The 26,415-nt window shown below is 74.1% G+C and carries 21 protein-coding genes; 10 read left to right on the forward strand and 11 right to left on the reverse strand.

Annotated elements, in window-relative coordinates; all coding sequences use genetic code 11:
• Nucleotides 1-90 precede the first annotated feature (90 nt).
• On the reverse strand, nt 91-1,917 hold the full coding sequence (locus tag P3H78_RS19295; protein ID WP_276110282.1) for a S9 family peptidase: 1,827 nt from the start codon (nt 1,915-1,917) through the stop codon (nt 91-93).
• 145 nt (nt 1,918-2,062) lie between these two features.
• On the opposite strand from P3H78_RS19295, the gene P3H78_RS19300 reads away from it, so the two are divergent.
• The gene (locus P3H78_RS19300; protein ID WP_276110283.1) at nt 2,063-2,875 is read left to right on the forward strand and encodes an SURF1 family protein; all 813 of its coding nucleotides are present in this window, start codon (nt 2,063-2,065) and stop codon (nt 2,873-2,875) included.
• Nucleotides 2,876-2,938: 63 nt separating this feature from the next.
• Here P3H78_RS19300 and P3H78_RS19305 read toward each other — a convergent pair whose 3' ends face one another.
• The 4 genes from P3H78_RS19305 to P3H78_RS19320 form a co-directional block, all read right to left on the reverse strand.
• On the reverse strand, nt 2,939-4,105 hold the full coding sequence (locus P3H78_RS19305) for a hypothetical protein (RefSeq protein ID WP_276110284.1): 1,167 nt from the start codon (nt 4,103-4,105) through the stop codon (nt 2,939-2,941).
• Complete coding sequence (locus P3H78_RS19310) at nt 4,102-4,677, reverse strand: SigE family RNA polymerase sigma factor (protein WP_276110406.1); 576 nt, start codon at nt 4,675-4,677, stop codon at nt 4,102-4,104. Before P3H78_RS19310 ends, P3H78_RS19305 begins: the two co-directional genes overlap by 4 nt.
• A 548-nt stretch (nt 4,678-5,225) precedes the next feature.
• Entirely contained in the window at nt 5,226-6,278 is a 1,053-nt protein-coding gene (locus P3H78_RS19315; RefSeq protein WP_276110285.1) for an aspartate-semialdehyde dehydrogenase, read from the reverse strand.
• A gap of 52 nt (nt 6,279-6,330) precedes the next feature.
• Nucleotides 6,331-7,608: an aspartate kinase gene (locus P3H78_RS19320; protein ID WP_276110286.1), complete on the reverse strand. Its 1,278-nt coding sequence runs from the start codon at nt 7,606-7,608 to the stop codon at nt 6,331-6,333.
• Nucleotides 7,609-8,132: 524 nt separating this feature from the next.
• Between P3H78_RS19320 and P3H78_RS19325 the strand changes: the two genes are divergently transcribed.
• The 4 genes from P3H78_RS19325 (at nt 8,133) to P3H78_RS19340 (ending at nt 13,245) form a co-directional block, all read left to right on the forward strand.
• Nucleotides 8,133-11,096, forward strand: coding sequence for an alpha/beta hydrolase (locus tag P3H78_RS19325; protein WP_276110287.1), 2,964 nt, complete (start codon nt 8,133-8,135; stop codon nt 11,094-11,096).
• A 145-nt stretch (nt 11,097-11,241) separates the two neighbouring features.
• On the forward strand, nt 11,242-11,451 hold the full coding sequence (locus P3H78_RS19330; RefSeq protein ID WP_276110288.1) for a hypothetical protein: 210 nt from the start codon (nt 11,242-11,244) through the stop codon (nt 11,449-11,451).
• Between the two features lie 58 nt (nt 11,452-11,509).
• Nucleotides 11,510-12,337: a 2OG-Fe(II)-dependent halogenase WelO5 family protein gene (locus P3H78_RS19335; protein WP_276110289.1), complete on the forward strand. Its 828-nt coding sequence runs from the start codon at nt 11,510-11,512 to the stop codon at nt 12,335-12,337.
• A 71-nt stretch (nt 12,338-12,408) separates the two neighbouring features.
• Nucleotides 12,409-13,245 (forward strand): PhzF family phenazine biosynthesis protein, encoded by an 837-nt coding sequence (locus P3H78_RS19340; protein ID WP_276110290.1) that lies wholly within the window; start codon nt 12,409-12,411, stop codon nt 13,243-13,245.
• A gap of 63 nt (nt 13,246-13,308) precedes the next feature.
• On the opposite strand, the gene P3H78_RS19345 is transcribed toward P3H78_RS19340, so the two are convergent.
• From P3H78_RS19345 to P3H78_RS19360, 4 genes are all read right to left on the reverse strand, one after another.
• Nucleotides 13,309-13,773, reverse strand: coding sequence for a RidA family protein (locus P3H78_RS19345; RefSeq protein ID WP_276110291.1), 465 nt, complete (start codon nt 13,771-13,773; stop codon nt 13,309-13,311).
• 51 nt (nt 13,774-13,824) lie between these two features.
• Nucleotides 13,825-14,484, reverse strand: coding sequence for a DUF5063 domain-containing protein (locus P3H78_RS19350; protein ID WP_276110292.1), 660 nt, complete (start codon nt 14,482-14,484; stop codon nt 13,825-13,827).
• Complete coding sequence (recR, locus tag P3H78_RS19355; protein WP_276110293.1) at nt 14,477-15,076, reverse strand: recombination mediator RecR; 600 nt, start codon at nt 15,074-15,076, stop codon at nt 14,477-14,479. Before recR ends, P3H78_RS19350 begins: the two co-directional genes overlap by 8 nt.
• A gap of 140 nt (nt 15,077-15,216) precedes the next feature.
• Nucleotides 15,217-15,558, reverse strand: a complete 342-nt coding sequence (locus P3H78_RS19360; protein WP_276110294.1) for a YbaB/EbfC family nucleoid-associated protein — start codon at nt 15,556-15,558, stop codon at nt 15,217-15,219.
• 298 nt (nt 15,559-15,856) lie between these two features.
• On the opposite strand from P3H78_RS19360, the gene P3H78_RS19365 reads away from it, so the two are divergent.
• Nucleotides 15,857-16,606, forward strand: coding sequence for an SLATT domain-containing protein (locus P3H78_RS19365; RefSeq protein ID WP_276110295.1), 750 nt, complete (start codon nt 15,857-15,859; stop codon nt 16,604-16,606).
• A 263-nt stretch (nt 16,607-16,869) separates the two neighbouring features.
• On the opposite strand, the gene P3H78_RS19370 is transcribed toward P3H78_RS19365, so the two are convergent.
• Entirely contained in the window at nt 16,870-18,765 is a 1,896-nt protein-coding gene (locus P3H78_RS19370) for a serine/threonine-protein kinase (protein WP_276110296.1), read from the reverse strand.
• Between the two features lie 200 nt (nt 18,766-18,965).
• On the opposite strand from P3H78_RS19370, the gene P3H78_RS19375 reads away from it, so the two are divergent.
• The 4 genes from P3H78_RS19375 to P3H78_RS19390 all read left to right on the forward strand — a co-directional run bounded on the left by P3H78_RS19375 (nt 18,966) and on the right by P3H78_RS19390 (nt 24,335).
• The gene (locus tag P3H78_RS19375) at nt 18,966-20,321 is read left to right on the forward strand and encodes an aspartate aminotransferase family protein (RefSeq protein WP_276110297.1); all 1,356 of its coding nucleotides are present in this window, start codon (nt 18,966-18,968) and stop codon (nt 20,319-20,321) included.
• A gap of 113 nt (nt 20,322-20,434) precedes the next feature.
• Nucleotides 20,435-21,136: a GntR family transcriptional regulator gene (locus P3H78_RS19380; RefSeq protein ID WP_276110298.1), complete on the forward strand. Its 702-nt coding sequence runs from the start codon at nt 20,435-20,437 to the stop codon at nt 21,134-21,136.
• Complete coding sequence (locus tag P3H78_RS19385; RefSeq protein WP_276110299.1) at nt 21,133-23,559, forward strand: dolichyl-phosphate beta-glucosyltransferase; 2,427 nt, start codon at nt 21,133-21,135, stop codon at nt 23,557-23,559. Before P3H78_RS19380 ends, P3H78_RS19385 begins: the two co-directional genes overlap by 4 nt.
• A 125-nt stretch (nt 23,560-23,684) precedes the next feature.
• Nucleotides 23,685-24,335: a putative DNA-mimic protein gene (locus P3H78_RS19390; protein ID WP_276110300.1), complete on the forward strand. Its 651-nt coding sequence runs from the start codon at nt 23,685-23,687 to the stop codon at nt 24,333-24,335.
• 83 nt (nt 24,336-24,418) lie between these two features.
• On the opposite strand, the gene P3H78_RS19395 is transcribed toward P3H78_RS19390, so the two are convergent.
• Nucleotides 24,419-26,251 (reverse strand): bifunctional metallophosphatase/5'-nucleotidase, encoded by a 1,833-nt coding sequence (locus P3H78_RS19395; protein ID WP_276110301.1) that lies wholly within the window; start codon nt 26,249-26,251, stop codon nt 24,419-24,421.
• Nucleotides 26,252-26,415: the final 164 nt, after the last annotated feature.

The raw sequence follows: 26,415 nt of genomic DNA on the forward strand, positions 1-26,415 counted from the left end.
TCATCCCGCCCGAGGAGCAGCCCCCGGTGCCGGCCCTCAGGGATCCGCCCCTTGCGGGGAGGGCCCCCGGGGGCCGGGCGGATCCGTGGGTCACTTCGGCAGGTGGCGCTCCGCGAAGTCGAGTTCCAGGCGGACCTGCTTGATCCGCTCGTCGACGACCAGGGAGCCGTGGCCGGCGTCGTAGCGGTAGACCTCGTGGACGGCCTCGCGGGCCTCGAGGCGCTTGACGTAGTTCTCGATCTGGCGGATGGGGCAGCGGGGGTCGTTGACACCGGCGGAGATGTAGACGGGGGCGGAGACCCGGTCGACGTAGGTCAGCGGCGAGGACGCCTCGAAGCGCTCGGGGACCTCCTCCGGGGTGCCGCCGAGCAGCGTGCGGTCCATCGCCTTCAGCGCCTCCATCTCGTCGTGGTACGCCGTGACGTAGTCGGCGACGGGGACCGCCGCGATGCCCAGGGTCCACGCCTCGGGCTGGAGGCCGACGCCGAGCAGGGTGAGGTAGCCGCCCCAGGAGCCGCCGGTGAGGATCAGCCGCCGCGGGTCCGCCAGGCCCGAGTCGACCGCCCACGCGCGCACCGCGGCGATGTCCTCCAGCTCGATCAGGCCGACCCGGTGCTTGAGGGCGTCCGTCCAGGCGCGGCCGTAGCCGGTGGAGCCTCGGTAGTTCACCCGGACGACCGCGTACCCGTGGTCGACCCAGGCGGCCGGGCCGGCCGCGAAGGAGTCGCTGTCGTGCCAGGTGGGGCCGCCGTGGATGTCGAAGACCGTGGGGAGCGGGCCGGTCGCGCCGGCCGGCTTCTGCACGAGGGCGTGGATGCGGCCGCCGGGGCCCTCCACCCACACGTCCTCCACCGGGACCGAGCCCGGGGACGTCATGCCGGGCGGGTCGAGCACCACCCCGCTCGTCGTGGAGCGGACCGCGGACGGCTCGGCCGCCGAGGACCACAGGTACTCCACGCTGCCGTCGGGCCGGGCCGTGGCCCCGGAGACGGTGCCGGGCGGGGTGGGGATCGCGGTGAGTTCACGGGAGGCCGGGTCGTACCGGAACAGCTCGCTGCGGGCCTCGAAGCCGTGCACGACGAGCAGGGCGGAGCCGTCCGGGTACCACTCGGCGCTGACGTCGCCGGGCAGCTCCAGCGCCAGGTCCGTCTCCTCCCCCGTCGCGACGTCCCACACCAGGGGCTCCCAGCGGCCCCGGCGCTGGTGGCCGATGAGCAGCCGGGTGTCGCCGTCGACCGGGGCGAAGCCCAGCACCTCCAGGCCCAGCTCGACCGTGCCGCCCTTGGTGTCGTCCAGCTCGGCGACGGTCCTGCCGTCGGGGCGCAGGACGCGCAGCGCCGAGTGCATGGCGTCGCCGTGCTCGGTGTGCTCGACGGCGATCAGCGAGCCGTCGTGGGAGAGGTCGCCGACGCCCGCGGACTCGCGGTGCCGGTAGATCTCCACGGTCTCCGCGCCGGCCCGCGCGAGGTGGACGGTGGTGCCGTCCTCGTCGGTGGAGCGGCCGATCACCGCGGTGCGGCCGTCCCGGCCGAGGACGAGGCCCGCCGGGTAGGACGGGTCGAGGCCGGGCACGGCCGGCTCGTCCGGGCCGCCGTCGAAGGGCTGCCGGCGCCACACGCCGAACTCGTCGCCGTCCTTGTCGTCGAACCACCAGATCCACCGGCCGTCGGGCGAGAGCACGCCGTCCGTCGTGCCGTTGGGCCGGTCGGTGGCCTGGCGCTGCTCTCCGGTGGCCCGGTCCCAGGCGTACAGCTCGTACGTCCCCGTCGCGTTCGACACGAAGAGGGAGCGGTCCGGTGCGTCCTCCGCCCAGTCGGGCAGCGACACCCGGGGCGCCCGGAAGCGCCTCTCCCAGTCCGGCATCTCCTCGGCCTGTCCCCGCCGCTCCCGGCTTGCGGACCCGTTGCTCTCAGTCATGGCCCCATAGTGCCTGGTACGGCGCCCCTCGTGTCGGCGAGGCCCCCAGCCTGTGGACAACTTCGACCCGGCTCCTGCCGTTCCCCTGCGCGTCCCGGCCGCCCCGCGGCCCGGCCGCGGCCGTGAGCCCCGTACCGTGGGTGGCGTGTACCGGTTTCTGCTGACGCCCCGCTGGTGGGGCATCAACGTCTTGGCGCTGCTCGCCGTCCCGTTCTGCGTCTTCATGGGGTCGTGGCAGCTGAGCCGGTTCGAGGCGCGGGTGCAGGAGCACCGCACGGCCACCGTCCAGGCGGCGTCGAACCGCACCGGGGCCGCCCGGCCGCTGGACCGGCTGCTCCCCGTGGACCAGCGCACCTCCGGCAAGCGGGCCACCGCGACCGGCCGGTACGACCGGCAGCTGCTGGTGCCGGACCGCGAGCTGGACGGCCGCCGCGGGTTCTACGTGCTCACCCTGCTGCGGACCGGCTCCGGCAAGGCGCTCCCGGTGGTCCGCGGCTGGCTGCCGGGCACCGCGGACCCGGCGAAGGCGCCCGCGCCGCCCCGCGGCGAGGTGACCGTCACCGGCGCGCTCCAGGCGTCGGAGACCCCGGGCGACAACGGCGTGGGCGGCCAGGGCGGCCTGCCGGCCGGGCAGACCGGGGCGATCAGCGCGGCGTCGCTGGTGAACCTGGTGCCCTACGGCGTGTACGACGCGTGGATCACGCTCGACAGGGGCGACTCGGGGATGCGGGCCGTGCCGGCCACCGCGCCCGACAACTCGGGCCTGGACCTGAAGGCGTTCCAGAACCTCGGCTACACCGGCGAGTGGTTCGTCTTCGCCGGGTTCGTGGTGTTCATGTGGTTCCGGCTGGTGCGCCGCGAGGCCGAGTACCTCCGGGACGCCGAGCTGGGGCTCGTGCCGGACGCGGGCCGGGCCGAGGAGGCCACGGCGGAGGCGGGTACCCCGACCGGGGTCTGACCGGCCGTTCCGTCCGCCGTCGGACCGCCGGGCACCGGCCCGGTCGGGCCGGAGCGGGAGCCCCTACGACGCGGCGAGCACGCCCGTGCGGTAGATGGTGCCGGCGCACGCGTCGGGCACCGTCGCCGACACCGCCGGGGAGCCTGCCTCCGGGGTGTGGGAGACGACGATGCTGCCGTCCGCGGTGCCGCCGTCCGTCAGCAGCTGGGGGGACGCGCCGCCGTCGGTCCCGGCGGTCGTGGTGCCGGTCGAGCTCGCGTCCTGGCTGGGCGACGGGTCCGGCGAGGGGCCGTCCGTCGAGGTGCCTCCGGAGTCGGTGCCGCTGGTGGTGGGGCAGGTCTGCGAGGGCACGAAGGCGAACTTCACCTCGTACGCCGAGCCCGGCGGGAGGACGAGCCCGGACACCTCGGTGGACGGGTCGGGCAGTCCCGCGGCCGCGTCGCCCGCGGTGTGGGCGACCACGCTGATCCGGGTGGCGTCCGCGGCGCCCTGTGCCGCCGGGGTCACCGCACCGGGGCCGCCGACGGTGCAGCCGGCGGAGGAGACGTTGACGACGTGGAAGGTGCCGTAGACGACGCCCGTGGAGTCCGGGGTGTCGACGGAGGAGGTGGCGGAGCCGAGCTGGGCCGCCGTGCACACCGGAGCGCCGGTCGCGGTGCCGGCCGACGGGCCGCCGGCGGTGCCGGTGGAGCCGCTTCCGGGGCCCGTGCCCCTGCCGCCGGGCTTGTCGCCCTTCCGGCCGCCCGGGCTGTGGCCGGGGGCGGTGCCGGAGGTGCCGCCCGCGGTGCTCGCGCCGCCGTCCGGGCCCTTGCCCCGGCCCGAGCCGCCCTGGGCCTGGGAGGCCTGGCCGGCGATGGCCGGGTCGGCGCCCGGCCCGGCGTTCTGGGAGACGTGGAGCAGCGCGGGGAGGGCGGTGCCGAGGAACAGAGCGGCGGCGGCCATGCCCACGGCGGCCTGCCTCCTGCGCGCCCGGCGGGCCGGTACCGCGCGCCGCAGGTGGTCCAGCGTGCCGTCGCGGGGCTCCAGGTCGTCGACCGCTCCGTGCAGCAGCCTGCGCAGGGCCAGCTCGCCGGAGCCGGGCCCGTCGGGGCCCTCTTCGTCGGGGCTGTGGTTCACGGTTTCGTTCCCAGCGTGCGAGTGCGTGTGCTCTGTCTCCTCCGGCGGCGTCGGCTCGTGCCACTCGTACGGCTCGTGCTCGTGCGCGGCGCGCCGCTCGGCGTCCCCGGTCATGCCGGCGCCTCCATCGCGAGGCGGAGGGCCGCTATGCCGCGGGAGCCGTACGCCTTGACCGACCCGAGCGAGATGCCGAGGGTCTCGGCGACCTGGGCCTCCGTCATGTCCGCGAAGTAGCGCAGTACCAGCACCTCGCGCTGGCGCCGCTGGAGGCCCTTCATGGCCTTGATCAGCGAGTCGCGCTCCAGCTGGTCGTACGCGCCCTCCTCGGCGCTCGCCATGTCCGGCATCGGCTTGGAGAGCAGCTTCAGGCCGAGGATGCGGCGGCGCAGGGCGGACCGGGAGAGGTTGACGACCGTCTGCCGGAGGTAGGCGAGCGTCTTCTCGGGGTCGCGGACGCGCTTGCGGGCCGAGTGCACGCGGATGAAGGCCTCCTGCACGACGTCCTCGCAGGAGGCGGTGTCGTCGAGCAGGAGGGCCGCGAGGCCCAGCAGCGAGCGGTAGTGGGCGCGGTAGGTCTCGGTGAGGTGGTCGACGGTGGTGCCGGCCGCCACCGCCTCCTCGGCGCCGTCGCGCTGGTTGGGTATGCGGGCGGGCCGCGCGGCGGGCATGGGCGCGATCACCGGCATGCCGCCGGGCAGGCGCGGACGGAGCGCCGCGCGGGGCGGCCGCAGAGCCGCGCCGCGGGCCGCCGCGGGGGGTAGCCCCGGCTCGAAGAGCCCGGGGGAGAAGTCGAGTACCTCAGCCACGCCAGTTGGACACGTCTACCCGCTCGGAGGTTGTACGTGCCGGGCGTCACTTTTGCGTCGGGTGACGCCGCCGGCCCTTCCTCCGTGTCGGGCAGCACATCGGACGGTGCCCCACATGCACTCATGCGCCCCGCTCTTCCCCTATGTCCCTGTTGGTCGGGGCGTCCCCACGCCCCGCAGCGTCCCCGCCCCGGAGGGCGACCGCAAAGACGCTCCCCGCCCGGTGCGCGGTTGCGGAGGGCGGGGAGGGAAATCTTCGGACGCCGGGCGGCGGGGATCAAGGGGGCCGCCCCTGCGACCCCACCTGACTCTTACATGGATCCTACAAACGAATCCGTCGGGGACCAGGGAATTTCCGTGGGTAACCCCGTAGGGCTGCGGGCGGGGGACGTGACCTCGCCCACGCCGCGGGGCGGCCCGGGAGCGGGTCAGACCGGCTCGCCGGCCACCAACTCCGCGATCTGGGCCGTGTTGAGCGCCGAGCCCTTGCGCAAGTTGTCGCCGCAGACGAAGAGTTCGAGCGCGGTCGGGTCGTCGAGCGCGCGCCGCAGCCGGCCGACCCAGGTGGGGTCGGTGCCCACCACGTCGGCCGGGGTCGGGAACTCGCCGGCGGCCGGATCGTCGCACAGCACCACGCCGGGCGCGGTGGCGAGGATCTCGCGGGCCCGGTCGACGGTGACCTCGTTCTCGAAGCGGGCGTGCACGGTGACCGAGTGCACGGTGACCACCGGGACCCGTACGCAGGTCACGGCGACGGGGAGCCGGGGCAGCCCGAGGACGCGGCGGGTCTCCTCGCGGACCTTCATCTCCTCCGAGGACCAGCCGTCGTCGCAGGGCGTGCCGGCCCACGGCACGACGTTGAGCGCGACCGGCTCGGGGAAGGGCCCGGTGTCGTCCCCGACGGCCCGCCGCACGTCTCCGGGGCCGGTCCCCAGCTCGGTGCCGGCGACCAGGGACAGCTGCCGGCGCAGGGTCTCGACGCCGGCCCGGCCGGCCCCGCTCACCGCCTGGTACGAGGAGGCGACGAGGTCGCGCAGCCCGAACTCGGCGTGCAGCGCGCCCAGCGCCACGATCATGGACAGGGTGGTGCAGTTGGGGCTGGCGACGATCCCGCGCGGCCGTCGCCGGGCCGCGTACGGGTTGACCTCCGGCACCACGAGGGGGACGTCGGGCTCCCGGCGGAAGGCGCCGGAGTTGTCGACGACGACCGCGCCGCGGGCGACGGCCACCGGCGCCCACTGCGCGGCGACCTCGTCGGGCACGTCGAACAGGGCGATGTCGACACCGTCGAAGGCCGCCTCGCTCAGCGCGACCACCTCGACCTCCTCCCCGCGCACGGCCAGCTTGCGGCCGGCCGAACGCGGCGAGGCGATCAGGCGGATGTCGCCCCAGATGTCCGCGCGCTGGGACAGGAGCCGGAGCAGGACCGTGCCGACGGCTCCGGTCGCTCCCACGACCGCGAGCGTCGGTCGGACGGTCATCGTCGGACGCCTCCGCGCCCGGGGGCGGCGGCCGCCCGGCGGCAGGGGGCCGTCATCGGCCGGTGCCTCCGTAGACGACGGCCTCGTCGGTGTCGGAGTCCAGGCCGAAGGCGGTGTGCACGGCGCGGACGGCCTCCGCCACGTCGTCCTTGCGGGTGACGACCGAGATGCGGATCTCGGACGTCGAGATCAGCTCGATGTTCACGCCCGCGTCGGACAGCGCGGTGAAGAAGTCGGCCGTGACGCCCGGGTTGGTCTTCATCCCGGCGCCGACCAGGGAGATCTTGCCGATCTGGTCGTCGTAGCGCAGGGAGTCGAAGCCGATGCCGCCGCGGTTCCTCTCCAGGGCGTCGATGGCCTTGCGGCCCTCGGTCTTGGGCAGCGTGAAGGAGATGTCCGTCAGGCCCGTGGACGCCGCGGAGACGTTCTGCACGACCATGTCGATGTTGATCTCGGCGTCGGCGATGGCGCGGAAGATCGCGGCGGCCTCACCCGGCTTGTCCGGCACGCCGACGACCGTGATCTTGGCCTCGGAGGTGTCGTGCGCGACACCGGAGATGATGGCCTGCTCCACCTTCTTGTCCCCTTGCTCGATCGGCTTGCTGCTGACCCACGTCCCCTGCAGTCCGCTGAAGGACGAGCGGACGTGGATCGGGATGTTGTAACGGCGCGCGTACTCCACACAGCGGTGGAGCAGCACCTTGGAGCCGGACGCGGCCAGCTCCAGCATGTCCTCGAAGGAGATCCAGTCGATCTTCCGGGCCTTCTTCACCACACGCGGGTCGGCGGTGAACACGCCGTCGACGTCGGTGTAGATCTCGCAGACCTCGGCGTCGAGGGCGGCCGCGAGCGCGACGGCGGTCGTGTCGGAGCCGCCGCGGCCCAGCGTGGTGATGTCCTTCTTGTCCGCACTGACGCCCTGGAAACCGGCGACGATGGCGATGTTGCCCTGGTCGATGGACTCGCGGATGCGGCCCGGCGTGACGTCGATGATCCGGGCCTTGTTGTGGACCGAGTCGGTGATGACACCTGCCTGGCTGCCGGTGAACGACTGGGCCTCGTGGCCCAGGTTCTTGATCGCCATGGCCAGCAGTGCCATGGAGATCCGCTCTCCGGCGGTCAGCAGCATGTCGAACTCCCGGCCGGCAGGCATGGGAGAAACCTGCTCGGCGAGATCGATCAGCTCGTCCGTCGTGTCGCCCATCGCGGAAACGATGACAACCACCTGGTTGCCGTTCTTCTTCGCTTCCACGATTCGCTTGGCGACGCGCTTGATGCCCTCGGCATCGGCTACGGAGGAGCCTCCGTACTTCTGCACGACAAGGCCCACGTGCGCTCCTCGCTCAGTCCGTCTCGGTCGCACATACGCAGATGCAGTGCGGTCGGCTCAGTCTATCGAGCGTCCGAAATCCCCTTCTGCGATATCGCATGGTGAGATGTCCGGCGCTCCTTCTTCTCAGGACGGCTCATGCCCCGGCTGCGGGGCCGCACTCGGAACGTGCGCGGGGTCACAGCCCCGGGGCGGGATGCCGCGCGGGGGCGCGCCCACGGGCGTGTCCCGGCGCGCCCGGAGCCGGCGCGCGCCGGGGAAACCGGTCGGTCGGCCACGCGCCGGACCCCGCCCGCCGCGGGTTCCGGCCACTTCCCGTGGACGGCCCGTACGACCGGGTCCGGCCACGCGGAGCAGTCCCGGCACGTCCCCCCGCGGCCCCGCCGACCGACCGCTCAGCACGGCGTCTGCAACGGTCAGGGCCTTGGCCCGGGTGTCACCGCTCGTGCATGATTGGCCGATCGCCCTCCCCCCAAGGGCCTGTTGACACGGTGACGACTGGCCGTTGCGGCCGGGAGGTTTCGATGGCGATGCCCCAGCGCACCCACGTCGTCCTCGTCCACGGCCTCGGCTCGTCGGCGCAGATGTGGCAGCCCTTCCGGGACCTCCTGACCGCCGACCCGGAACTGGCCGGCCTGGTCGGTGTGCACGCCTTCGCCTACCGGTCCCCGCGTGTCCGATTACGGCCCGACCGCCGCATCGGCGACCTGGACGACATCGCGGACCGCCTGGGCACCTGGCTGCGCACCAACTGCGCCGACGGCGCGCCGGTCGTCCTGGTCAGCCACAGCCAGGGCGGGCTGGTGATCCAGCGGTTCCTGGCCCGGACGCTGCAGCGCGCGCACGGGCGGCACCTCGTGCACATCAAGCACGTCGTGATGTTCGCCTGCCCGCACAACGGCTCCGGCTTCCTCCTCTGGCTGCGCACCGCCCTCCTGCTGTGGAGGCACCCGCAGGAGCGCGAGCTGCGCCCGCTCCGCAGCAGAGCGCTCCTGGAGGCCCAGCAGGCCGTCCTGGAGAGGGTGGTGGGCGCGCGGCGGGCCTCCGACACCGAGTGCCCCGTCCCCCTGTCCGCGTTCGGCGGCGAGTCCGACAACGTGGTGCCGTCCTACACCGCCGTGAACCCGTACCGGGGCGGGGTGATCGAGGGCGACCACTTCTCGATCGTGCGCCCCGCCGACCGGCGGTCCGAGTCGTACCGCGAACTGCGCAGGGTACTGCTCGACGTGACGGCGGACGCCTCCGCGAGCAGCGGGAGCGAGCCGGACGGCGCCTCGCGATCCGCCCCCTCCGCGCTCTCCGGCGCGCTGCCGCAGGGCGGCGCCTACGCACCGCCGTTCCAGCACGTCGTCCCGGCCCCCCGGCAGCCCCCCGACCAGGCCCGCGAGGAGGACGCGCCCTTCTCGGTCGACCTGCCGCACGCGGACGGCGTCCTCCACGGCGAGCGGCGCCGGAACATCGTCTCCACCATCGCCTCCGCCGAGTCGGGCGTGCACGTGCTCGCCGGGCCCGGCGGGAGCGGCAAGAGCAGGCTGGCCCTGGAGATCGCCGCCCGCGCCGACGCGGGGAACCGCAGGGTGTGGTGGATCCGGGTGAACCAGCTCAGCGCCTGCATGCGGCAGGTCGCCCGCGACCTCGGCATCCCCGACAGCCAGGCGGACGAGGCGTGGAAGGGCAACGGCAGCCAGACGGACCTGGTCTGGCGGGCGCTGAACCGGGCGGCCGAACCGTGGCTGATCGTCTTCGACAACGCGGACGACCCCGCACGGCTCGGGCCGCGGGGCGGCCAGGTCGAGGACGCGACCGGCTGGCTGCGGCCGCCGCGCGGCACCGCGGGGACGGTCGTGGTGACCAGCAGGATCCGCGACGAGGACGTATGGGGCTCGTGGAGCCATGTCCACCGGGTACCGCTGCTGGACGCGTCCGACGGCGCCGCGCTGCTCCTCGACCGCGCGGGCACGGACGCCGGCACGGAGCAGGAGGCGCGCCTGCTCTCCGTCGACCTCGGCGGCCTCCCGCTGGCGCTGCGGACGGCGGCGACGTACGTCCGGTCGGTCCGTGCCAGCGGGGTGACGCTCGGCGCCGCCGACATCAAGGACTTCGCCAGTTACCGCACGGCGTGGGCCCGGCGCTTCGCCGCCCCCGCCGGCACCCGGACCGGCGACGGCGGCGAGTCCCTGGGCCTGGAGAAGATCGTCGACAAGGTCTACGGCATCTCGCTGGGCCTGCTGGAGCGGCGCGAACTGCCCCAGGCGGCACCCCTGCTCAAGGCGTTCGCCTGCCTGAACATCGCCCCGATCCCCTACGGACGGCTCCTGGACGGCGCCGCCGTCACCGGCTCCCCGCTCTGGGCGGACTTCCCGCTGCACCGCCGCCGCGAAGTCATCATGGGCCTGCACGACCTGGAACTGGTCGAGGTGGACCAGCGCCGGAACATGCTCTCGCTGCACCCGGTCGTCCACGGGATCCTCCGCGACGACCCGGACGTCCGGCGGCGGCCCGGGGACTACTACGCGCTGAACGTGCGGATGCTGCTGGACGCGGTGCGCAGCCACAACCCCGACTATCCCGACGCGTGGCCCGTGTGGGCCACGGTGACCACCCACGCGATGGAGGTCGCCCGCGCGGTGCTCCGGCCCGACGGGCCGGTGACCGACCGCCACGTACTCGGCCGGGCCGTCGAACTCGCCCGGCTGACCTGCCGCTACCTGCTGATCGCCGGGCACCTCGGCCCGGCCCGGAACCTGTTGTTCCCGATCATCGGCGACTGCGGCGCCTACGGCTTCGGCCACGACAGCCCCGAGATCCTCGGGCTGCGCCACGAGAAGGGCCGCATCCACCTCGAGGGCGGCGAGCTCCAGGCGGCCGAGGCCGAGCTGCGCCTGGTGGTGGAGCACCGCACCGGGCTGTTCGCCGACCGGCACCCCGACACGCTGGCCAGCCGGCACAAGCTCGCCCGGGCCATCCTGGAGCAGAGCGAGAAGCGGGCGCCGGAGGCCGAGGACATCCTGCGGTCGGTCGTCGCGGACGAGAAGTGGGTCCGCGGGGAGGAGCACGCCGACACCATGGTGGTGCGGCACACCCTGGCACGGGCGATCCTGAGCCAGGGCCGGGCCGCCGACGCCGAGGGCCACCTGCGCCGGATCCTGGCCGTCCGGCTCCGGCTCCGGCGCTGGCCCGCGGCCACGCCGGAGACGCTGCACGTGCGCGAGACGCTGGCCCGCAGCCTGCTGGAGCAGGAGAAGGTGTCCGAGGCCGTCGCCCTGATCGAGGAGGCCCGGCAGGACGCCGCGCAGCCGGACGACTCGCACCCGGTGATGCGGCTGCGGTACTGCGGCGCCTACGCGCACCTGCTCCAGGGACAGGTCGAGCTGGCCACCGGGGCGCTCGGCGCCCTTCTGGACGACCAGAGCCGGGTCCTCGGCGCCTCGCACCCGGAGGCGCGGCTCACCCAGGACCTCCTGGAGCGGGTCCGCAACTCCCTCTGAGCCGGATCCGGTTGTTGCACCGAGTTGGCAAAAACATCGCCCGAACGGGGTCTTGCGGCCTAGCATCGGCAGCCGTCACTCTCTGAATGCCGACCGTAACCGCGTCGCGACGCTCGATGAACTGCCGCACACTTGGGGGGCTGGTGTGAATCCATTCGCCGAGAGGGAGAAGCCCGAGCGCGACAGCGCCTTACCGAAGGCCACGGAGCCGGCACGCTCCGAACACGGCGGCGATTCCTCACGGCGCGAGATCGCGCGGCAGATCGCCCTCGAGGGCCTGCGCGCCGACCGCCATGTGCTGGAGACGAGCGCGGCGACCGCGTACCGCGACTTCAGCTACGCCCATCCGGCCTGACGATCGCACCGGTCCACGCCCGACAACCACGCCGATCCGCGAGGGACGGGATGCCCGCATGCGCCTTTCCGACTTATCGGCCCCGGCTGCCGCCGCACCGCACGACCCGCACTTCTCCGTCGTCACCGGACCGGCCTTCACCCGGCAGCACATCGCCGACCTCGCGGCCGGACGCTGCGCCGCCGTCGCGGTCCCCGACGTGCTGCCCGCCGCCGACTGCGCCCGGATCCTGCACGCCCTGGAGGCGGCCCCCTTCGAGACGTACGGCAGGCAGCGCGTCCGGCCCCCGGTGATGCGGTTCGGCGTGGGCGTCAGCGACCACCGGCGCGGCGGCACGGTCGCCGACAGCTACTGGCCCGCCGCCGAGGCGGCCGGCCGGGCCTGGCAGGGCCTCGGACTGCCCTACGACCCCTTCGCGCGCTGCCGCGAGGCGCTGGGGAGGGACTGGCCCGGCGCGGTGGAGGTCGGCCGCCGGGGCGGCCGCACCCTCGCCCCCGGTGTGGCCCGCGAGCCGAACGACGGCTTCCAGGTGCACTTCGACGAGGCCCAGCGGGAGTTCCGGGGCGACCTCCTGGACGTGCCGCTCGTCGCGCAGTTCGCGTTCAACCTGTACCTGAGCGTCCCCGAGCGCGGCGGCGAGACGGTCATCTGGCGGCACCGCTGGCACCCCTCCGACGAGAGCCGCCGCCTCCCGGACTCCTACGGCTACGCCGAGGACGTGGTCGGGGACGCCGAATCGGTCGCGATCACCCCGGCGGTGGGCGAGGCGCTGCTGCTCGACCCGAGGAACTTCCACGCGGTACGGCCCAGTTCGGGGTCCCGGCGGATCGCGCTGGGGTTCTCCATGGGGCTGGGCATCACCGGGGACCTGCTGACCTGGGGCTGACCCCGGCCGGCCAACCCGGCCCGCACGCACGGGCTTTGACTCTCCGTATCGCGCGCCGCTACGCTCCGCCGATGGAGGTTCTGGAGTACGTGGCCTTCGCCACCAGCCCCGCCGGAGGCAATCCCGCGGGTGTCGTACTGGACGCGACCGGACTCGACGACGCCGCGATGCTGGCGACGGCGGCGGCGGTCGGCCACTCGGAGACGGCGTTCGTGCTGCCGTCCGACGACGGCGCCCTGGACATCCGGTATTTCAGCCCGCTCGCCGAGGTCCCCTTCTGCGGTCACGCGACCATCGCCACCGCGGTGGCGTACGCGCACCGGCACGGCCCCGGCCGGCTCCTGCTGCGCACCCGGGCCGGGGACGTCCCCGTCGTCACCTCGGCGGCCGCCGACGGCTCGGTGGTGGCCACCCTGGTCAGCGTCCCGCCGAGGACGGCCCCGATCGCCGAGGACGACCTGGCGGAACTGCTGGAGGCGCTGCGCTGGCCGGCCGGCGACCTGGACCCGGCGCTGCCGCCCCGGGCGGCCTACGCGGGCGCCTGGCACCCGGTGGTCGCCGCGGCCGACCGCGGCCGGCTGGCCCGGCTGGACTACGACATGCCCGCCCTCGCCCGGCTCATGCAGCGCCGGGACTGGGCCACCGTCGACCTCGTCTGGCGGGAGTCTCCGACCGTCTTCCACGCCCGCAACCCCTTCCCGCCGGGCGGGGTGGTCGAGGATCCGGCCACCGGGGCGGCCGCCGCCGCACTGGGCGGGTACCTGCGGGAGACGGGCCTGGTGGCCGCCCCCGCGACGCTGACGGTGCACCAGGGCGAGGACATGGGGCGGCCGAGCACCATCACGGTGACCGTGCCGCGGGAGCCCGGCAGCGGCATCGAGGTCACGGGCACCGCCACCCCGATGTAGAGGGGCGGGGGTGCGGCCGGGCACGGCGGACGCACCCGGCCGGACCGGGCCGCCCGGTGCGGGTCAGTCCCCGACCGCGAAGACGACCTCGATCTCCACCGGGACGTCCAGCGGGAGGCGGGCGACCCCGACCGTGCTGCGGACATGACGGCCCGCCGCGCCGAAGACCGCGAGGAAGAGGTCGCCGGCGCCGTCCACCACGGCATGCTGACCGAGGAACCCCTCGGCGCAGGACACGTAGCCGACCACCTTCAGCACCCGGGTGACGGGCTCCGGGGCCGCCGCGAGGTCCGCGGCGGCGAGGGCGGCCAGCGCGCACCGGCGGCTGAGTCCGTACGCCTCCTCGGCGGTCACCGACTCCCCGACCCTGCCGGTGGCCAGCAGCCGGCCGCCGGCCGCCATCGGGATCTGGCCGGACACGTACACCTGGCTGCCGCTGCGCACCGCGGGCGCGTAGACGCCCCTGGGCGGGCTCACGCCGGGCAGGGAGAGCCCCAACTCCCGCAGGCGCGCACGGATGTCGAGCATCCGCCGATGCTACCGTCCGCTTACGGGCGGACGCCAGGAGTGAGGGCGGTGCTACTTGCGGGCGCGCAGGCCGAGCGGGTCCGCGATCTCCCGCACCATCACCCGTCCCGCCTCGACCTCCAGCGCCTCGTCGCCGACGCCCTGGTCGGTGTCCAGGCCGTCCAGCTCCTCCAGGGGCTGGTTCAGCCGGACGTGGGCCACCAGGGACTGCAGGGCGCGCAGGGCGGCGGAGGCGGTGGAGCCCCAGTTGGAGAAGTACGAGAACTGCCACCACCACAGGGCCTCGGTGGTGCGGCCGGCCCGGTAGTGGGACATGCCGTGGCGCAGGTCGGTGACGACGTCGGCCAGGTCGTCGGAGATCCGCGCGGGCACCGGCGCCCGGCGGGGCTCGTAGGGGTCGAAGACCTCGGAGTAGACGTCGATCGGCTCCAGCAGACGGGCGAGGTTCTCGCGCATCACGTCCACGTCCTGCTCCGGACCGGAGTCGGGCTCGTAGCGCTCGTCGGGGACGATGTCCTCGTGGGCGCCGAGCCGGCCGCCGGCCAGCAGCAGCTGCGAGATCTCCAGGAGGAGGAAGGGCACCGCCGAGTCCGGCTCGTCGCCCTTCGCGACCTCCGTGACCGCGACCAGGAAACTCTCGATCTGGTCCGCGATCTGGACCGCGAAGTCGTCGGGGTTCTGGCTGGTCGCGTGCAGCGTCGCGTCAGACATCTAGGAGTCGTCTCCCCTCGAAGGCGCGGCCGAGGGTGACCTCGTCCGCGTATTCCAGGTCGCCACCCACCGGGAGGCCGCTGGCCAGGCGTGTGACCTTCAGGCCCATCGGCTTGATCATGCGGGCGAGGTACGTGGCCGTAGCCTCGCCCTCCAGATTGGGGTCCGTGGCCAGGATCAGCTCGGTGACGGTGCCGTCCGCGAGCCGGGCCAGCAGCTCCCTGATGCGCAGGTCGTCCGGACCGACGCCCTCGATGGGGCTGATCGCGCCGCCGAGGACGTGGTAGCGCCCGCGGAACTCACGCGTGCGCTCGACGGCGACGACGTCCTTGGGCTCCTCGACGACGCAGATGACGGCGGGGTCGCGGCGGGCGTCGCGGCAGATGCCGCACAGCTCCTCCTGCGCCACGTTGCCGCAGGTCGCGCAGAAGCGGACCTTCGCCTTCACCTCGAGCAGGGCCTGCGCGAGGCGCCGTACGTCCGCCGGCTCCGCCTGCAGGACGTGGAAGGCGATCCGCTGGGCGCTCTTGGGACCGACGCCGGGCAGCCGCCCCAGCTCGTCGATGAGGTCCTGGACCACGCCTTCGTACAACGGGGAAGCCTTCCTCGATCCGGGTGCGGGCGGACGGGGCCGCGCGCACTGTCAGTACGTACCGTAGTCGGCGACCGGCTTCCCGAGGAAGGCGGTCCGAAGGGGCGCGTGGGGTGAACGCCGGACGTGCGGGGCGAACGTCAGATCGGCAGTCCCGGAATGCCCCCGCCGCCGAGCCCCTGGGCCAGCGGGCCGAGCTTCTGCTGCTGGAGGGCCTGGGCGTTGGCGTTGGCCGCCTGGACGGCCGCGACGACCAGGTCGGCGAGCGTGTCGGTGTCCTCCGGGTCCACCGCCTTCGGGTCGATCCGCAGGGCGCGCAGCTCGCCCGAGCCGGTGACGGTGGCCTGCACCAGACCGCCGCCCGACTGGCCCTCGACCTCGGTCTGCGCCAGCTCCTCCTGCGCCCGCTGCAGGTCCTGCTGCATCTTCTGGGCCTGCTGGAGCAGCTGCTGCATGTTGGGCTGGCCACCACCGGGAATCACGATCGGCTCCTGCTTTCTCACGGCTGTCCGGGGCGGGGCCCCGTGCGGAACCCCGTTGTGCACGAGCCTACGTGCTCCGGGCGGACCGCGCCCCGCCACTCTTTCGGGTGAGTTCCGGGTGTGTCCTCTACCTGATCACGGCCCTCTTCCGGGCGGAAAACCGGCGCATCCGGCCGCTTCGCCACCCGTTGGGCGGTAGGAAGGGGTCCGGCGCACGGGCGGCGGGCGCCGGTTCGGGTCGGGTGGACGCCGTACGGCCGGGGCGGTGTCACGCACCGTGGTCAGGAGGGAGTGCCGGGTGGGTCAGCCGGAGATGCAGCCCGAGGGGCCGGCTCACGACGGACGGGGCGAGGGGGCGGCCGGGCTGCGGCCGGGCGGGCCGACCGGGCGGCCCTTCCCGCACGGCGACTGGGGGGAGCCGGCGCACCGGCTGGACGAGCTGTACCGGTGGGTGGAGCAGGGGGCGCTGCAGACGGCGTCCTGGTACCTGGCGGACCGGGTGTGGAAGCGGCGCGGTGCGCGCGGCCTGAGGTGCGGTGCCGCGGCGGGGGCGGTCGCCGCGGCGGCGCTGCCGCTGCTGGACCTCACCGGCGCGGTCGGCGGGGTGGCCCCGTGGGGGTATCTGGCGCTGCTGCTGTCGGTGGCGTGCGTGGCGATCGACCGGTACTTCGGGGTGACGTCCGGCTGGATGAGGGACGTGGCGACCGCGCAGGCGGTGCACCGGCGGTTGCAGGTGCTGCAGTTCGACTGGGCCTCCGAGAGCGTGCGGGAGGTGCTGGGCCCGGCGGAGGGGACGGCCGGTGAGGCCGCCGAGCGGTGCCTCGGGGTGCTGCGGCGGTTCTCCGAGGACGTGACGGAGCTGGTGCGCACGGAGACCGCGGACTGGATGGTGCAGTTCCGGGTCGGGGCGGCGCCGCTGGGCATCCAGTCGGCGGTTCCGGGCGGTGCCCGCCCGGAACCGCAGGGCGGACACGGCCGCTTCCCGCTCCCCCCGCCGAACGGCGCCCGCCCGAACATGCCCCGCCAACGGCCCCCGGAGCCACGCTGACCGACCGCCGGGTCTACGGCCCCCCGGGGCCGGGCGCCGGGTGCCGGGCGCCGGCCGGGACCACGGTCCGGCGGGCGCACCGCCGGGGTCCGGCCGGCACCCCACCGGGCACGGGCCGGCGCGTCGACGGGGCGGCCGGCCGGACCGCCGGGCCCCGGCGGCACTGGGCGGCCCGGGCCCGGAGCCGGGGCCTCAGAAGGCCGACCGATGAGGCCCGCGGGTCCCGCGGCCGCGGTGATCCGGCCGTCCCGGCTCCGGCCGGATCACTGCCGGGTGTACGTGAGCGATTCGCCGGTGTCCGTGTTGACCCGGCGGAGGGTTCCGTCCGGGAGGAGGGTGACCTCCGTGGCCGCGCCCGGGGTGCAGGCCGACATGGGGTGGCCGCTGGTCACGGCGGACGGGCCGATCTCCAGGGGACCGCCGGTGTCGGGCTGCTGGGTGAGCCGGGCCTCGAACACGCAGTGGTAGCTGCCGCCTCCGTCGGTGGGTCCGTCCGCGACGAGGGTGAGCACGGCGGCGCCGACCCGGCCCTGGGTGAGGGTGAGCCGGCGGGGGTTCTCGCCGAAGGCGTTGGTGATGGACGCCGTCCAGGTGCCGAGGTACCCGGCGGGGACCGCCCCCTCCGCGGCCGGCGGCGGGTCCGGCTGCCCGTCGGCCGGGGTGGTGCCGGGCGCGGTCGAGCCGGGGGTCGCGGGGGCGCCGTCGGCCGTGGTGACCCCGCCGGCACCCTTGCCGTCGTCGCTGCCGCCGCCCCTCATGAGCGCGTACACCGAGCCGCCCGCGCCGAGCGCGACGACCAGGGCCACCGCGACCAGCAGCGCCGTGGAGCGGCCCGAACCGCGCCCCGGGGTCTGCGCCGGGAAGGGGGCGGGGCCGTAGGGCGGGGTGGATCCGGCCGGCGGCGGCCCGTACGGCGGGGTCGCGCCGAGGCCGCCGTACGGGTGCGCGGCGGGGGTACCGGCGGACGGGGACCCGGCGGGCGGGTGGCCGTACGCGGCGGGTCCGGGGTGCTGGTGCGGATAGCCGTAGGCGGGGTAGGCGGGCGCCGGGCCGGGCGGCGGGGACTGGCCCGCGACCATGGTCGGCAGGTGGTTCACCGGGGGCTGCGCACCGCCCGGGGCGCCCGGGGGCCGAGGGGTCGGCGCGGCGGCGGAGGGTGCCGGGCCCGGTGCGGGACCGTCCTTCCCCGCCCCCCGCACGTCCGCCGCCACCTGCGCGCCCGCCGCCTCCGCCGCGTCCTCAGGGGTTTCCGCGTCCAGCAACTGCACCGCTCCGCGCCCGAGTTGGGCGACCAGGGCGCTCGGCAGCCAGGGGTCGCGGAAATGCCCCTCGGCGACGGTGTCCTCCGCGCCGGTGCGGGCGAGGATCTCGTCCAGTGCGGGCCGGCCGGCCGGGTCCTTCCTCAGGCAGGCGCGGACCAGGTCGGCGATCCCCTCGGGCACGCCGTCCAGGTCGGGCTCCTCCTCGGCGATGCGGTACATCAGCGCGTGCACGCCGCTGTCCGCGCCGCCGAAGGGCAGGGAGCCGGTCGTGGCGTAGGCGAGCACCGAGCCGAGGCAGAAGACGTCGCACGCGGTCGTCACCCGGTCGCCGCGGACCTGCTCGGGCGCCATGAAGCCGGGCGAGCCGACCAGCGCGCCGGTGCGGGTGAGCCCGCCGTCCGTGACGGTCTCCAGCGCCCGCGCGATGCCGAAGTCGATGACGCGCGGCCCGTCGATGGTCACCAGGACGTTGGACGGCTTGAGGTCGCGGTGGATCAGCCCGGCGGCGTGGATGTCCTTCAGCGCGCTGGCCAGCCCGGCCGCGAGGATCCGCACCGACCGCTCGGGCAGCGCTCCGTGGTCGTGCCCGACGACCTGCTGGAGGCTGGGTCCGGCGACGTATCCGGTGGCCACCCACGGCACGGCGGCCTCGGTGTCGGCGTCGAGCACGGGCGCGGTCCAGTGCCCGCCGACCCGCCGCGCGGCCTGCACCTCCTGGCGGAAGCGGGCCCGGAACTCCTCCTGCTCGGCCAGCTCCTGCCGCACCAGCTTCACGGCGACGGTGCGGCCCCGGTCGGAGCGGGCCAGGTACACCTGCCCCATCCCGCCCGCGCCGAGCCGCGCCAGCAGCCGGTAGGCCCCGATGCGCTGTGGATCACCGGCTCCGAGTTTCTGCACGACTCCGCCGCCTCCCCCGATATCCCCCGATACGCCCCTGTGCGACAGATCGAGGATAGTGCGGCACCGGGGAGCGGCGCCGGGACTGCTGTCTACGGTTCCGTAACGGCGCGGCTGTCGACAACCTGTCGCGGAAACCCGCGGACCGCAGACAGGACGCCGATACCGCGTCCGGATCGCGGGCATTTACGCTCGCCCGCATGACCCCTCAGCCGAATCCCGAAGCCGGGGCAGCCGTCAAGGCCGCCGACCGCGCGCACGTGTTCCACTCCTGGTCCGCGCAGGAGCTCATCGACCCGCCGGCCGTGGCCGGCGCCGAAGGCTCGTACTTCTGGGACTACGACGGCAAGCGCTATCTGGACTTCAGCAGCGGGCTCGTCTTCACGAACATCGGCTACCAGCACCCCAAGGTCGTCGCCGCGATCCAGGAGCAGGCCGCCACCCTGGCCACCTTCGCCCCGGCGTTCGCGGTCGAGGCGCGGTCGGAGGCGGCCCGGCTGGTCGCCGAGCGCACCCCGGGCGACCTGGACAAGATCTTCTTCACCAACGGCGGCGCGGACGCCGTGGAGCACGCGCTGCGGATGGCCCGGCTGCACACCGGCCGCCCGAAGGTCCTCTCGGCCTACCGCTCGTACCACGGCGGCACCCAGCAGGCCGTGAACCTCACCGGCGACCCGCGGCGCTGGCCGTCCGACAGCGGCACCGCCGGCGTGGTCCACTTCTGGGCGCCCTTCCTCTACCGGTCCCGCTTCTACGCCGGGACCGAGGAGCAGGAGTGCGCCCGCGCCCTGGAGCACCTGGAGACGACGATCGCCTTCGAGGGGCCGTCGACCGTCGCCGCGATCGTCCTGGAGACGGTGCCGGGCACCGCGGGGATCATGGTGCCTCCGCCCGGCTACCTCGCCGGGGTGCGCGAGCTGTGCGACAAGTACGGGATCGTCTTCGTCCTGGACGAGGTCATGGCCGGGTTCGGGCGGACCGGTGAGTGGTTCGCGGCCGACCTGTCCGGTGTGGTGCCGGACCTGATGACCTTCGCCAAGGGCGTGAACTCCGGCTATGTGCCGCTGGGCGGTGTGGCGATCTCGCGGGAGATCGCGGACACCTTCGGCAAGCGGCCCTACCCGGGCGGCCTGACGTACTCCGGGCACCCGCTGGCGTGCGCCGCCGCGGTCGCGACGATCAACGTGATGGCCGAGGAGGGCGTCGTCGAGCACGCCCGGCGGATGGGCGCCGAGGTCCTCGCGCCGGGCCTGCGGGAGCTGGCGCAGCGGCACCCGAGCGTCGGCGAGGTGCGCGGCACCGGCATGTTCTGGGCGCTGGAGCTGGTCCGCGACCGGGAGACCCGGGAGCCGCTGGTCCCCTACAACGCGGCCGGCGAGGCCAACGCGCCCATGGCCGCCTTCGGCGCCGCCGCGAAGGCCGGCGGCCTGTGGCCGTTCATCAACATGAACCGCACCCACGTGGTGCCGCCGTGCAACGCGAGCGAGGCCGAACTCAAGGAGGGCCTGGCCGTCCTGGACTCCGCGCTGTCGGTGGCCGACCGGTACACGGTGTAGTTCCCGGGGCCCGGATCACCGGTCGGGCGGGCGGCCCGAACGCGTAAGGTGGCGTGTTCGTAGACCTACACGTACGAGCACGCCACCGGCACGCGCAAGGAGACGCCCCGACCATGCCCGGCATCAGCGGCACCGGCGCCGTGACGCGCAGTACCCTGCGGCAGCAGATCGCGGACGCACTGCGGGACGAGGTCCTGGGCGGACGGCTCCAGCCGGGGCAGGAGTTCACGGTGAAGGAGATCGCCGAGCAGTACGGCGTCTCCGCGACTCCGGTGCGGGAGGCGCTCGTCGACCTGTCGGCGCAGGGCCTGCTGGAGGCCGTCCAGCACCGCGGCTTCCGGGTGCACGAGTACTCCCTGGACGACTACCGCGAGATGCTCCAGGCGCGCGCCCTCGTCATCGACGGCATGTTCCAGGCCCTCGACGCCGGGCACGAGGCCTTCCGCGACCCCGGCGACCCGCGCACCGCGGCCACGCTCGCCGTGGTCCGCCGCCGCGGCGAGGAGGCGCAGCGCGCGGCCGGAGCCGGCGAACTGACCGTGCTGATCGGCTACGACCTGCGTTTCTGGCGCGAGTTGAGCGCGCTGTTCGGCAATCCCTACCTCGGCGACTTCCTGCACCGGCTGCGCCTGCAGTCGTGGGTGTGCGCGGTGCAGTACCTGCGCCGGCTGCCCGATCTGCGCGGGGTGCTGTGGGCCGGGCACACCGGTCTCGTGGACGCCCTCGGGGCCCGCGACACGGTGGCCGCCCGTGCGGTCGTCGCCGCCTACAACGCGCACTCCCTCGGCCTCCTCGAGCGGCTGGCCGCCGCATGAGCAGGTCCGCCACCGGCGTCGTGGACCTGTCCGTGGTCGTACCGGCCTACAACGAGGAGCGGCGGCTCGGCCCCACCCTCGACGCGGTCGGCGCCTACCTCACCGACAACGAGGGCCGCTTCGGCAGCTGGGAGATCGTCGTCGCCGACGACGGGTCCACCGACGGCACCGGCGGCCTGGTGACCGCCCGCCAGGATCCGCGGGTCCGGCTCGTCGCGGCGGAGCGCAACCGCGGCAAGGGGCACGCGCTGCGGATCGGCGTCGCCGCCACCCGCGGCCGGCGGGTGCTGGTCACCGACGCCGACCTGGCCGCCCCGATCGAGGAGCTGGAACACCTCGACAAGGCGCTCGTCGAGGGCTGCGCGGCGGCGATCGGCTCCCGCTCGGTGTCCGGCGCGACGATAGAGAGCCGCCAGCACCGGGTCCGCGAACTGCTCGGCCGGGCCGGGAACCTGCTCATACGGCGGGTCGCGGTGCCCGGGATACGCGACACCCAGTGCGGCTTCAAGCTCTTCGACGGCGACCTGGCCCGCACCGCCTTCGCCGCCTCCCGGCTCGACGGCTGGGGCATCGACGTGGAGGTGCTCCAGCACTTCCACCGCGCCGGCTGGCCCGTCGCCGAGGTGCCGGTCCGCTGGTCCCACCAGTCCGGCTCCAAGGTCGGCGCGCTCGACTACGGCCGGGTGCTCGGCGAACTCGCCCGGCTCAAGGCCCGTTCGCTGCGTCCGGCCGACCTCCTCGCCACCGCCCTGTTCCTGCTGATGGCGGTGGCGCTGTACTCGGGCCGCCTGGTCGACCCCGGCCACCGCTACCTGCCGGACTCGCTGCAGGACCAGAACCAGTGGGAGTGGTTCTTCGCGGTGACCGCGGACAGCACGGCCCATCTGCGCAATCCGTTCTTCAGCGACCTGCAGGGCTTCCCCGACGGCGTGAACCTGATGGCCAACACGGCCATGCTGGGCCTGTCGGTGCCGTTCACACCGGTCACCCTGCTCCTCGGGCCGGCCGTCGCACTCAGCGTCTGCATGACCCTGGGCCTCGCCGCCACCGCCGTCTCCTGGTACTGGCTGATCGTCCGGCGGGTGGTGCGGCGGCGGGCGGCGGCCTGCGTCGGCGCGGCCCTGGCCGCCTTCGCGCCGCCGATGGTCAGCCACGCCAACGCGCACCCCAACTTCGTGATCCTGTTCATGATCCCGCTGCTGATCGACCGGGCGCTGCGCCTGTGCGAGGGCACCCGCGTCCGGCGGGACGGGATCGTGCTCGGGCTCATGGCCGCGTACCAGATCTTCCTCGGCGAGGAGCCGCTGCTGCTCGCCGCGATCGGCATGGCGCTGTTCGCCGCCGCGTACGCGGCCGCGCGCCCGGACGTGGCCCGGCGGGCCTGGCGGCCGCTGCTGCGGGGGCTGCTGATCGGCGCCGCGGTGTGCCTGCCGGTCGTCGCCTACCCGCTCCACTGGCAGTTCGCGGGACCGCAGAGCTACCGCAGCGTCCTGCACGGCGACAACGCCGGCAACAGCCCGCTGGCGCTGCTCGCCTTCGCCGAGCGGTCCCTCGCCGGGAACGCGGCCACGGCGAACCGGCTCTCCCTCAACCCCACCGAGCAGAACGCCTTCTACGGCTGGCCACTGGCCCTGCTGGCCTTCGCGATCACCGTACGGCTGTGGGAGCGGGCCCTGGTGAGGGCGCTGGCCGTCACGGCGGCGGGCGCGGCGCTGCTGTCCCTGGGCCCGAGGTTCCGCATCCCGCTGACCGACACGGTCTACCCGGGACCGTGGGCGCTGCTCGCCCACCGGCCGCTGTTCGAGTCGGTCATCGAGGGCCGGGTGGCGATGGTCTGCGCGCCCGCGCTCGGCCTGCTGGTGGCCCTCGCGCTGGACCGGCTGGCGGCCGTCCGCCGCGTGGGCACCCTCTACACGGGCCTGCTCGCCGTCAGCCTCGCGCTGCTGCCGATCGTGCCGGCGCCGCTGCGCACCGAGGAGCGCCCGCGGGTGCCGGAGTTCATCGCCGACGGCCTGTGGAAGCCGTACGTGCGCGCGGGCGAGTCCCTGGTCCCGGTGCCGCTGCCGGACCCGGCCGGGGCGGAGGCGCTGCACTGGCAGACGGCCGCGCACCTCGGCTTCCGGCTGCCCGGCGGCTACTTCAACGGCCCCTACGGCCCCGACCGGATCGGCATCTACGGCGCGTCGCCGCGCTACACCTCCGACCTGCTGCGGGACGTGCGCTACAGCGGGTCGGTGCCGGCGATCGGTCCGAACTGGCGGGCGCAGGCACGGGCCGACTTCGCCTTCTGGCACGCGGGCGTGCTCGTCCTCGCCCCGCAGCCGAACGACGGGCCGCTGCGGGAGACGGTGTCGAAGCTGGTGGGCCGGCCCGGGAGGTGGACGGGCGGCGTATGGGTATGGGACCTGCACGAGGGACGCTGAGCCCGGCCGCACCGACTACGCTGCCATGACCACGGTGCGATGGGCCGCCGTGCGACCGATCTTCCGTGCGTCCGACCCGCGCGCAGCCGCCCACCGCGCACCGGTTCTGAGTTGAGGAGCCCTCTTTGGCCTGTGACCTGTGGCTGGTACCGCTCGTCGACGTGTTGTGCCACACGCCCGACAACCCGTTCGCCGAGGAGCTCGCACAGTACAACGCCGTACTCGCCGAGAACGGTCTCCCGCCGGTCCCGGTGTACCAGTACATGCCGGGCCTGTCCGGGGACGTCGCGCCGGTGGCGGGCTTCGACTACGACGCGCTGCACTTCCTGCGCCGCGCCTACCTGCTGCAGCTGTGCGGGCTGCCGCTGACCCCGGTCGGCGAACTGGGCGGCGACTACGAGCAGTTGCTGGAGATGTTCGAGTCGACGGCCCAGCAGTCCCACCTGGTGTGGCACTACGACCACGCCGGCGCCTACGTGCCGCTGGACTTCCCGCAGCCGCTGTCCACCGAGGACATGCTCGCGGGCGGGGGCCCGCTGGGGTCCTCCCAGGCCCTGCTGCGGGAGCTGGAGCAGGTGGCCCCGGCCCTCGGCATCGACCCGGCCAATCCGCCGGCGGCGCCGGAGCCGCCGTCCGCGCCCACCGAGCTGGAGCAGCCGGCCGCGCCCGCGCCGTACGATCCGAGCCCCTTCGCCCGGGAACGCCACGTGTGGCTGGGGCTGCACGCGGCGGCGACCCGCAGCCTGGCCCAGGGCTCGATGATCGTCTTCAGCTGACCCGGTCCCGGCGGCGGCGGACTGCGGGGCGGGCGCCCCGAGGGGCGCCCGCCACCGCGGCCCGGCCGGTGTCCCGGCAGGCGCTAGAAGACCGGCGTGCCGGCCTGCGTCAGACGCCAGTTGACGGCGGCGAAGTCCGCCGGGTCGAGGCTGCCCTTCGCGGTCACGTAGTCGATCATCAGCTGGCGGATCTCGTTGGTGGAGCTGTAGGCGATGTCGGCGGCCGCGATGTGCGGGTAGCCGGAGCCGCCGTTGGCGCGGTAGTTGTTCACCGCGACGACGAAGACCTGGTCGGCTGCGACGGGGGCGCCCTGGTAGGTGAGGTTCTTGATCCGGGAGCCCTCCGGCTGGGCGATGTCGATGTCGTAGTCGACGCCCGACGCCGTGTCGTACATGTAGTCCCAGAAGTTGTTGGCGTTGGTGAGGGTGGCCGTGTCCACCTTCGTGCCGGCGGGGACCTGGTGGTAGTACTTCGCCGCGTACTCGAGGTAGTCCTTGAGCTGCGCGCCCGTCAGCTTCTTGCCGTACAGGGTGTTGTCGTAGATGTAGAGCCCGGCGATGTCCTTGATGGTGACGCTGCCCTGGGGGATGTCCGCCGTGCGGCTGAAGGGCGCGGCGACCGAGATGAGCGGCAGCGCCGCGTCGGCCGCGGACAGGCCCGCCTTCACCGTGTCCGCCTGGACCTTGTGGATGAAGTCCATGATCGGCACGTCCTTCCAGCAGGAGTCCGCCGCCGAGAGGTCCTCCGTGCAGGTGCCGACCGCCGTGTTGACGTACTTCACGACCAGCTCGTGGTCGGCCTCCAGGAGCCGCTTGATCTCCGGGTCCTCGTCCACCGTGTTCGGGTTGAGGGTCTGCGCCTTCTTCCCGGTGACCTTCCACTGGCCGTGGTGCAGTTCGAGCTCGAAGTCGAAGACGCTGAGGCGGTAGCCCCAGCAGTACGGCTCGGACAGCAGGACGTCCTCGCCGGTCTGCTCGTTCTTCACCGTGTACGACGGGACCTCGGTGTGGGTGTGGCCGACGAGGATGGCTTCGATGCCGGGGACCTGCGCGGCGACGAGGTTGGAGGCGTTCTCCACGTAGGGGAGTTCGTCGCCGTAGGAGGACGAGCCGTCGAGGCCGGAGTGGTCGGTCAGGAAGACGACGTCGCAGCCGAGGGCGCGCAGCCGCGGCACGTACTTCTTCGCCTGCTCGACCAGGCCGGGGAAGACCATCTTCCCGCTGACGTTGTCCTTGTCCCACAGCGCGATGCCGGGGTTGGTCAGGCCGAGGATGCCGACCTTGATGTCGGGGGCTCCGGGCACGCGGATCCGCTTGACGGTGTACGGCTGGAAGGCCGGACGGAGCGTCTTCGCGTCCAGGGCGTTGGCGCCGAGCAGCGGGAAGCGGCACTGGCTCTCGAACTTGCGCAGGACCTCGATGCCGTAGTTGAACTCGTGGTTGCCGAGGGCGGCCGCGTCGTAGCGCATGTGGTTCATCGCGACGGCCATGGGGTGCCGGGGGCCGCGCTTGCCGCCCGTGCCGGTGATCGGGTCGACGCGGGCGAAGTAGTAGGCCAGCGAGGTGCCCTGGATGATGTCGCCGGCGTCGACCAGCAGGACGCGGTCCTCGCCCTTGGCCGCGCGCTGCTGCTTGATGAGGGTCGCGACCCGCGCCACGCCCACGGAGTTGCCCGCCTTGTCCTTGTAGGGCGCGTCCGCGTAGTAGTCCCAGTCGAAGACGTGGCTGTGCAGGTCGGTGGTGCCCAGGACGGAGAACGACCAGGTGCGCGGCGGTCTTCCGGGGGTGGGTCCGGAGGGCGCGCGCTCGGCGGCCGCGGCCGGCGTGGGCGCGGCCGCTCCGGCGACCGAGACGGCCGCACCGGTGACGGCCGACTTCTGGATGAACTGCCGGCGGTTCATCGGGTTGACGGGCATTCAGGGCTCCTCGGTCTGGGACGGCGGAAAACGGCACTACCCGCGTAGATGCTTGCGCCACCCAGGTTCCGCGGGAAACCAGGAAATCCCCATGTACAGGTCAAGGAAGCGTATGGCACGACGACGCCCCCGGGGCGGCCGGGGCCGTCTCCGGGGGCGTCGTG

Source organism: Streptomyces tropicalis, from assembly GCF_029269835.1.
Classification (GTDB): Bacteria; Actinomycetota; Actinomycetes; order Streptomycetales; family Streptomycetaceae; genus Streptomyces; species Streptomyces tropicalis.

Coding starts and splice junctions, on each gene's coding strand:
- P3H78_RS19295 (WP_276110282.1), bottom strand. CDS start 1,917: ATGACTGAGAGCAACGGGTCCGCAAGCCGGGAGCGGCGGGGACAGGCC.
- P3H78_RS19305 (WP_276110284.1), bottom strand. CDS start 4,105: ATGACCGGGGACGCCGAGCGGCGCGCCGCGCACGAGCACGAGCCGTAC.
- P3H78_RS19310 (WP_276110406.1), bottom strand. CDS start 4,677: ATGCCGGTGATCGCGCCCATGCCCGCCGCGCGGCCCGCCCGCATACCC.
- P3H78_RS19315 (WP_276110285.1), bottom strand. CDS start 6,278: ATGACCGTCCGACCGACGCTCGCGGTCGTGGGAGCGACCGGAGCCGTC.
- P3H78_RS19325 (WP_276110287.1), top strand. CDS start 8,133: ATGGCGATGCCCCAGCGCACCCACGTCGTCCTCGTCCACGGCCTCGGC.
- P3H78_RS19335 (WP_276110289.1), top strand. CDS start 11,510: ATGCGCCTTTCCGACTTATCGGCCCCGGCTGCCGCCGCACCGCACGAC.
- P3H78_RS19340 (WP_276110290.1), top strand. CDS start 12,409: ATGGAGGTTCTGGAGTACGTGGCCTTCGCCACCAGCCCCGCCGGAGGC.
- P3H78_RS19345 (WP_276110291.1), bottom strand. CDS start 13,773: ATGCTCGACATCCGTGCGCGCCTGCGGGAGTTGGGGCTCTCCCTGCCC.
- P3H78_RS19350 (WP_276110292.1), bottom strand. CDS start 14,484: ATGTCTGACGCGACGCTGCACGCGACCAGCCAGAACCCCGACGACTTC.
- P3H78_RS19375 (WP_276110297.1), top strand. CDS start 18,966: ATGACCCCTCAGCCGAATCCCGAAGCCGGGGCAGCCGTCAAGGCCGCC.
- P3H78_RS19380 (WP_276110298.1), top strand. CDS start 20,435: ATGCCCGGCATCAGCGGCACCGGCGCCGTGACGCGCAGTACCCTGCGG.
- P3H78_RS19385 (WP_276110299.1), top strand. CDS start 21,133: ATGAGCAGGTCCGCCACCGGCGTCGTGGACCTGTCCGTGGTCGTACCG.
- P3H78_RS19395 (WP_276110301.1), bottom strand. CDS start 26,251: ATGCCCGTCAACCCGATGAACCGCCGGCAGTTCATCCAGAAGTCGGCC.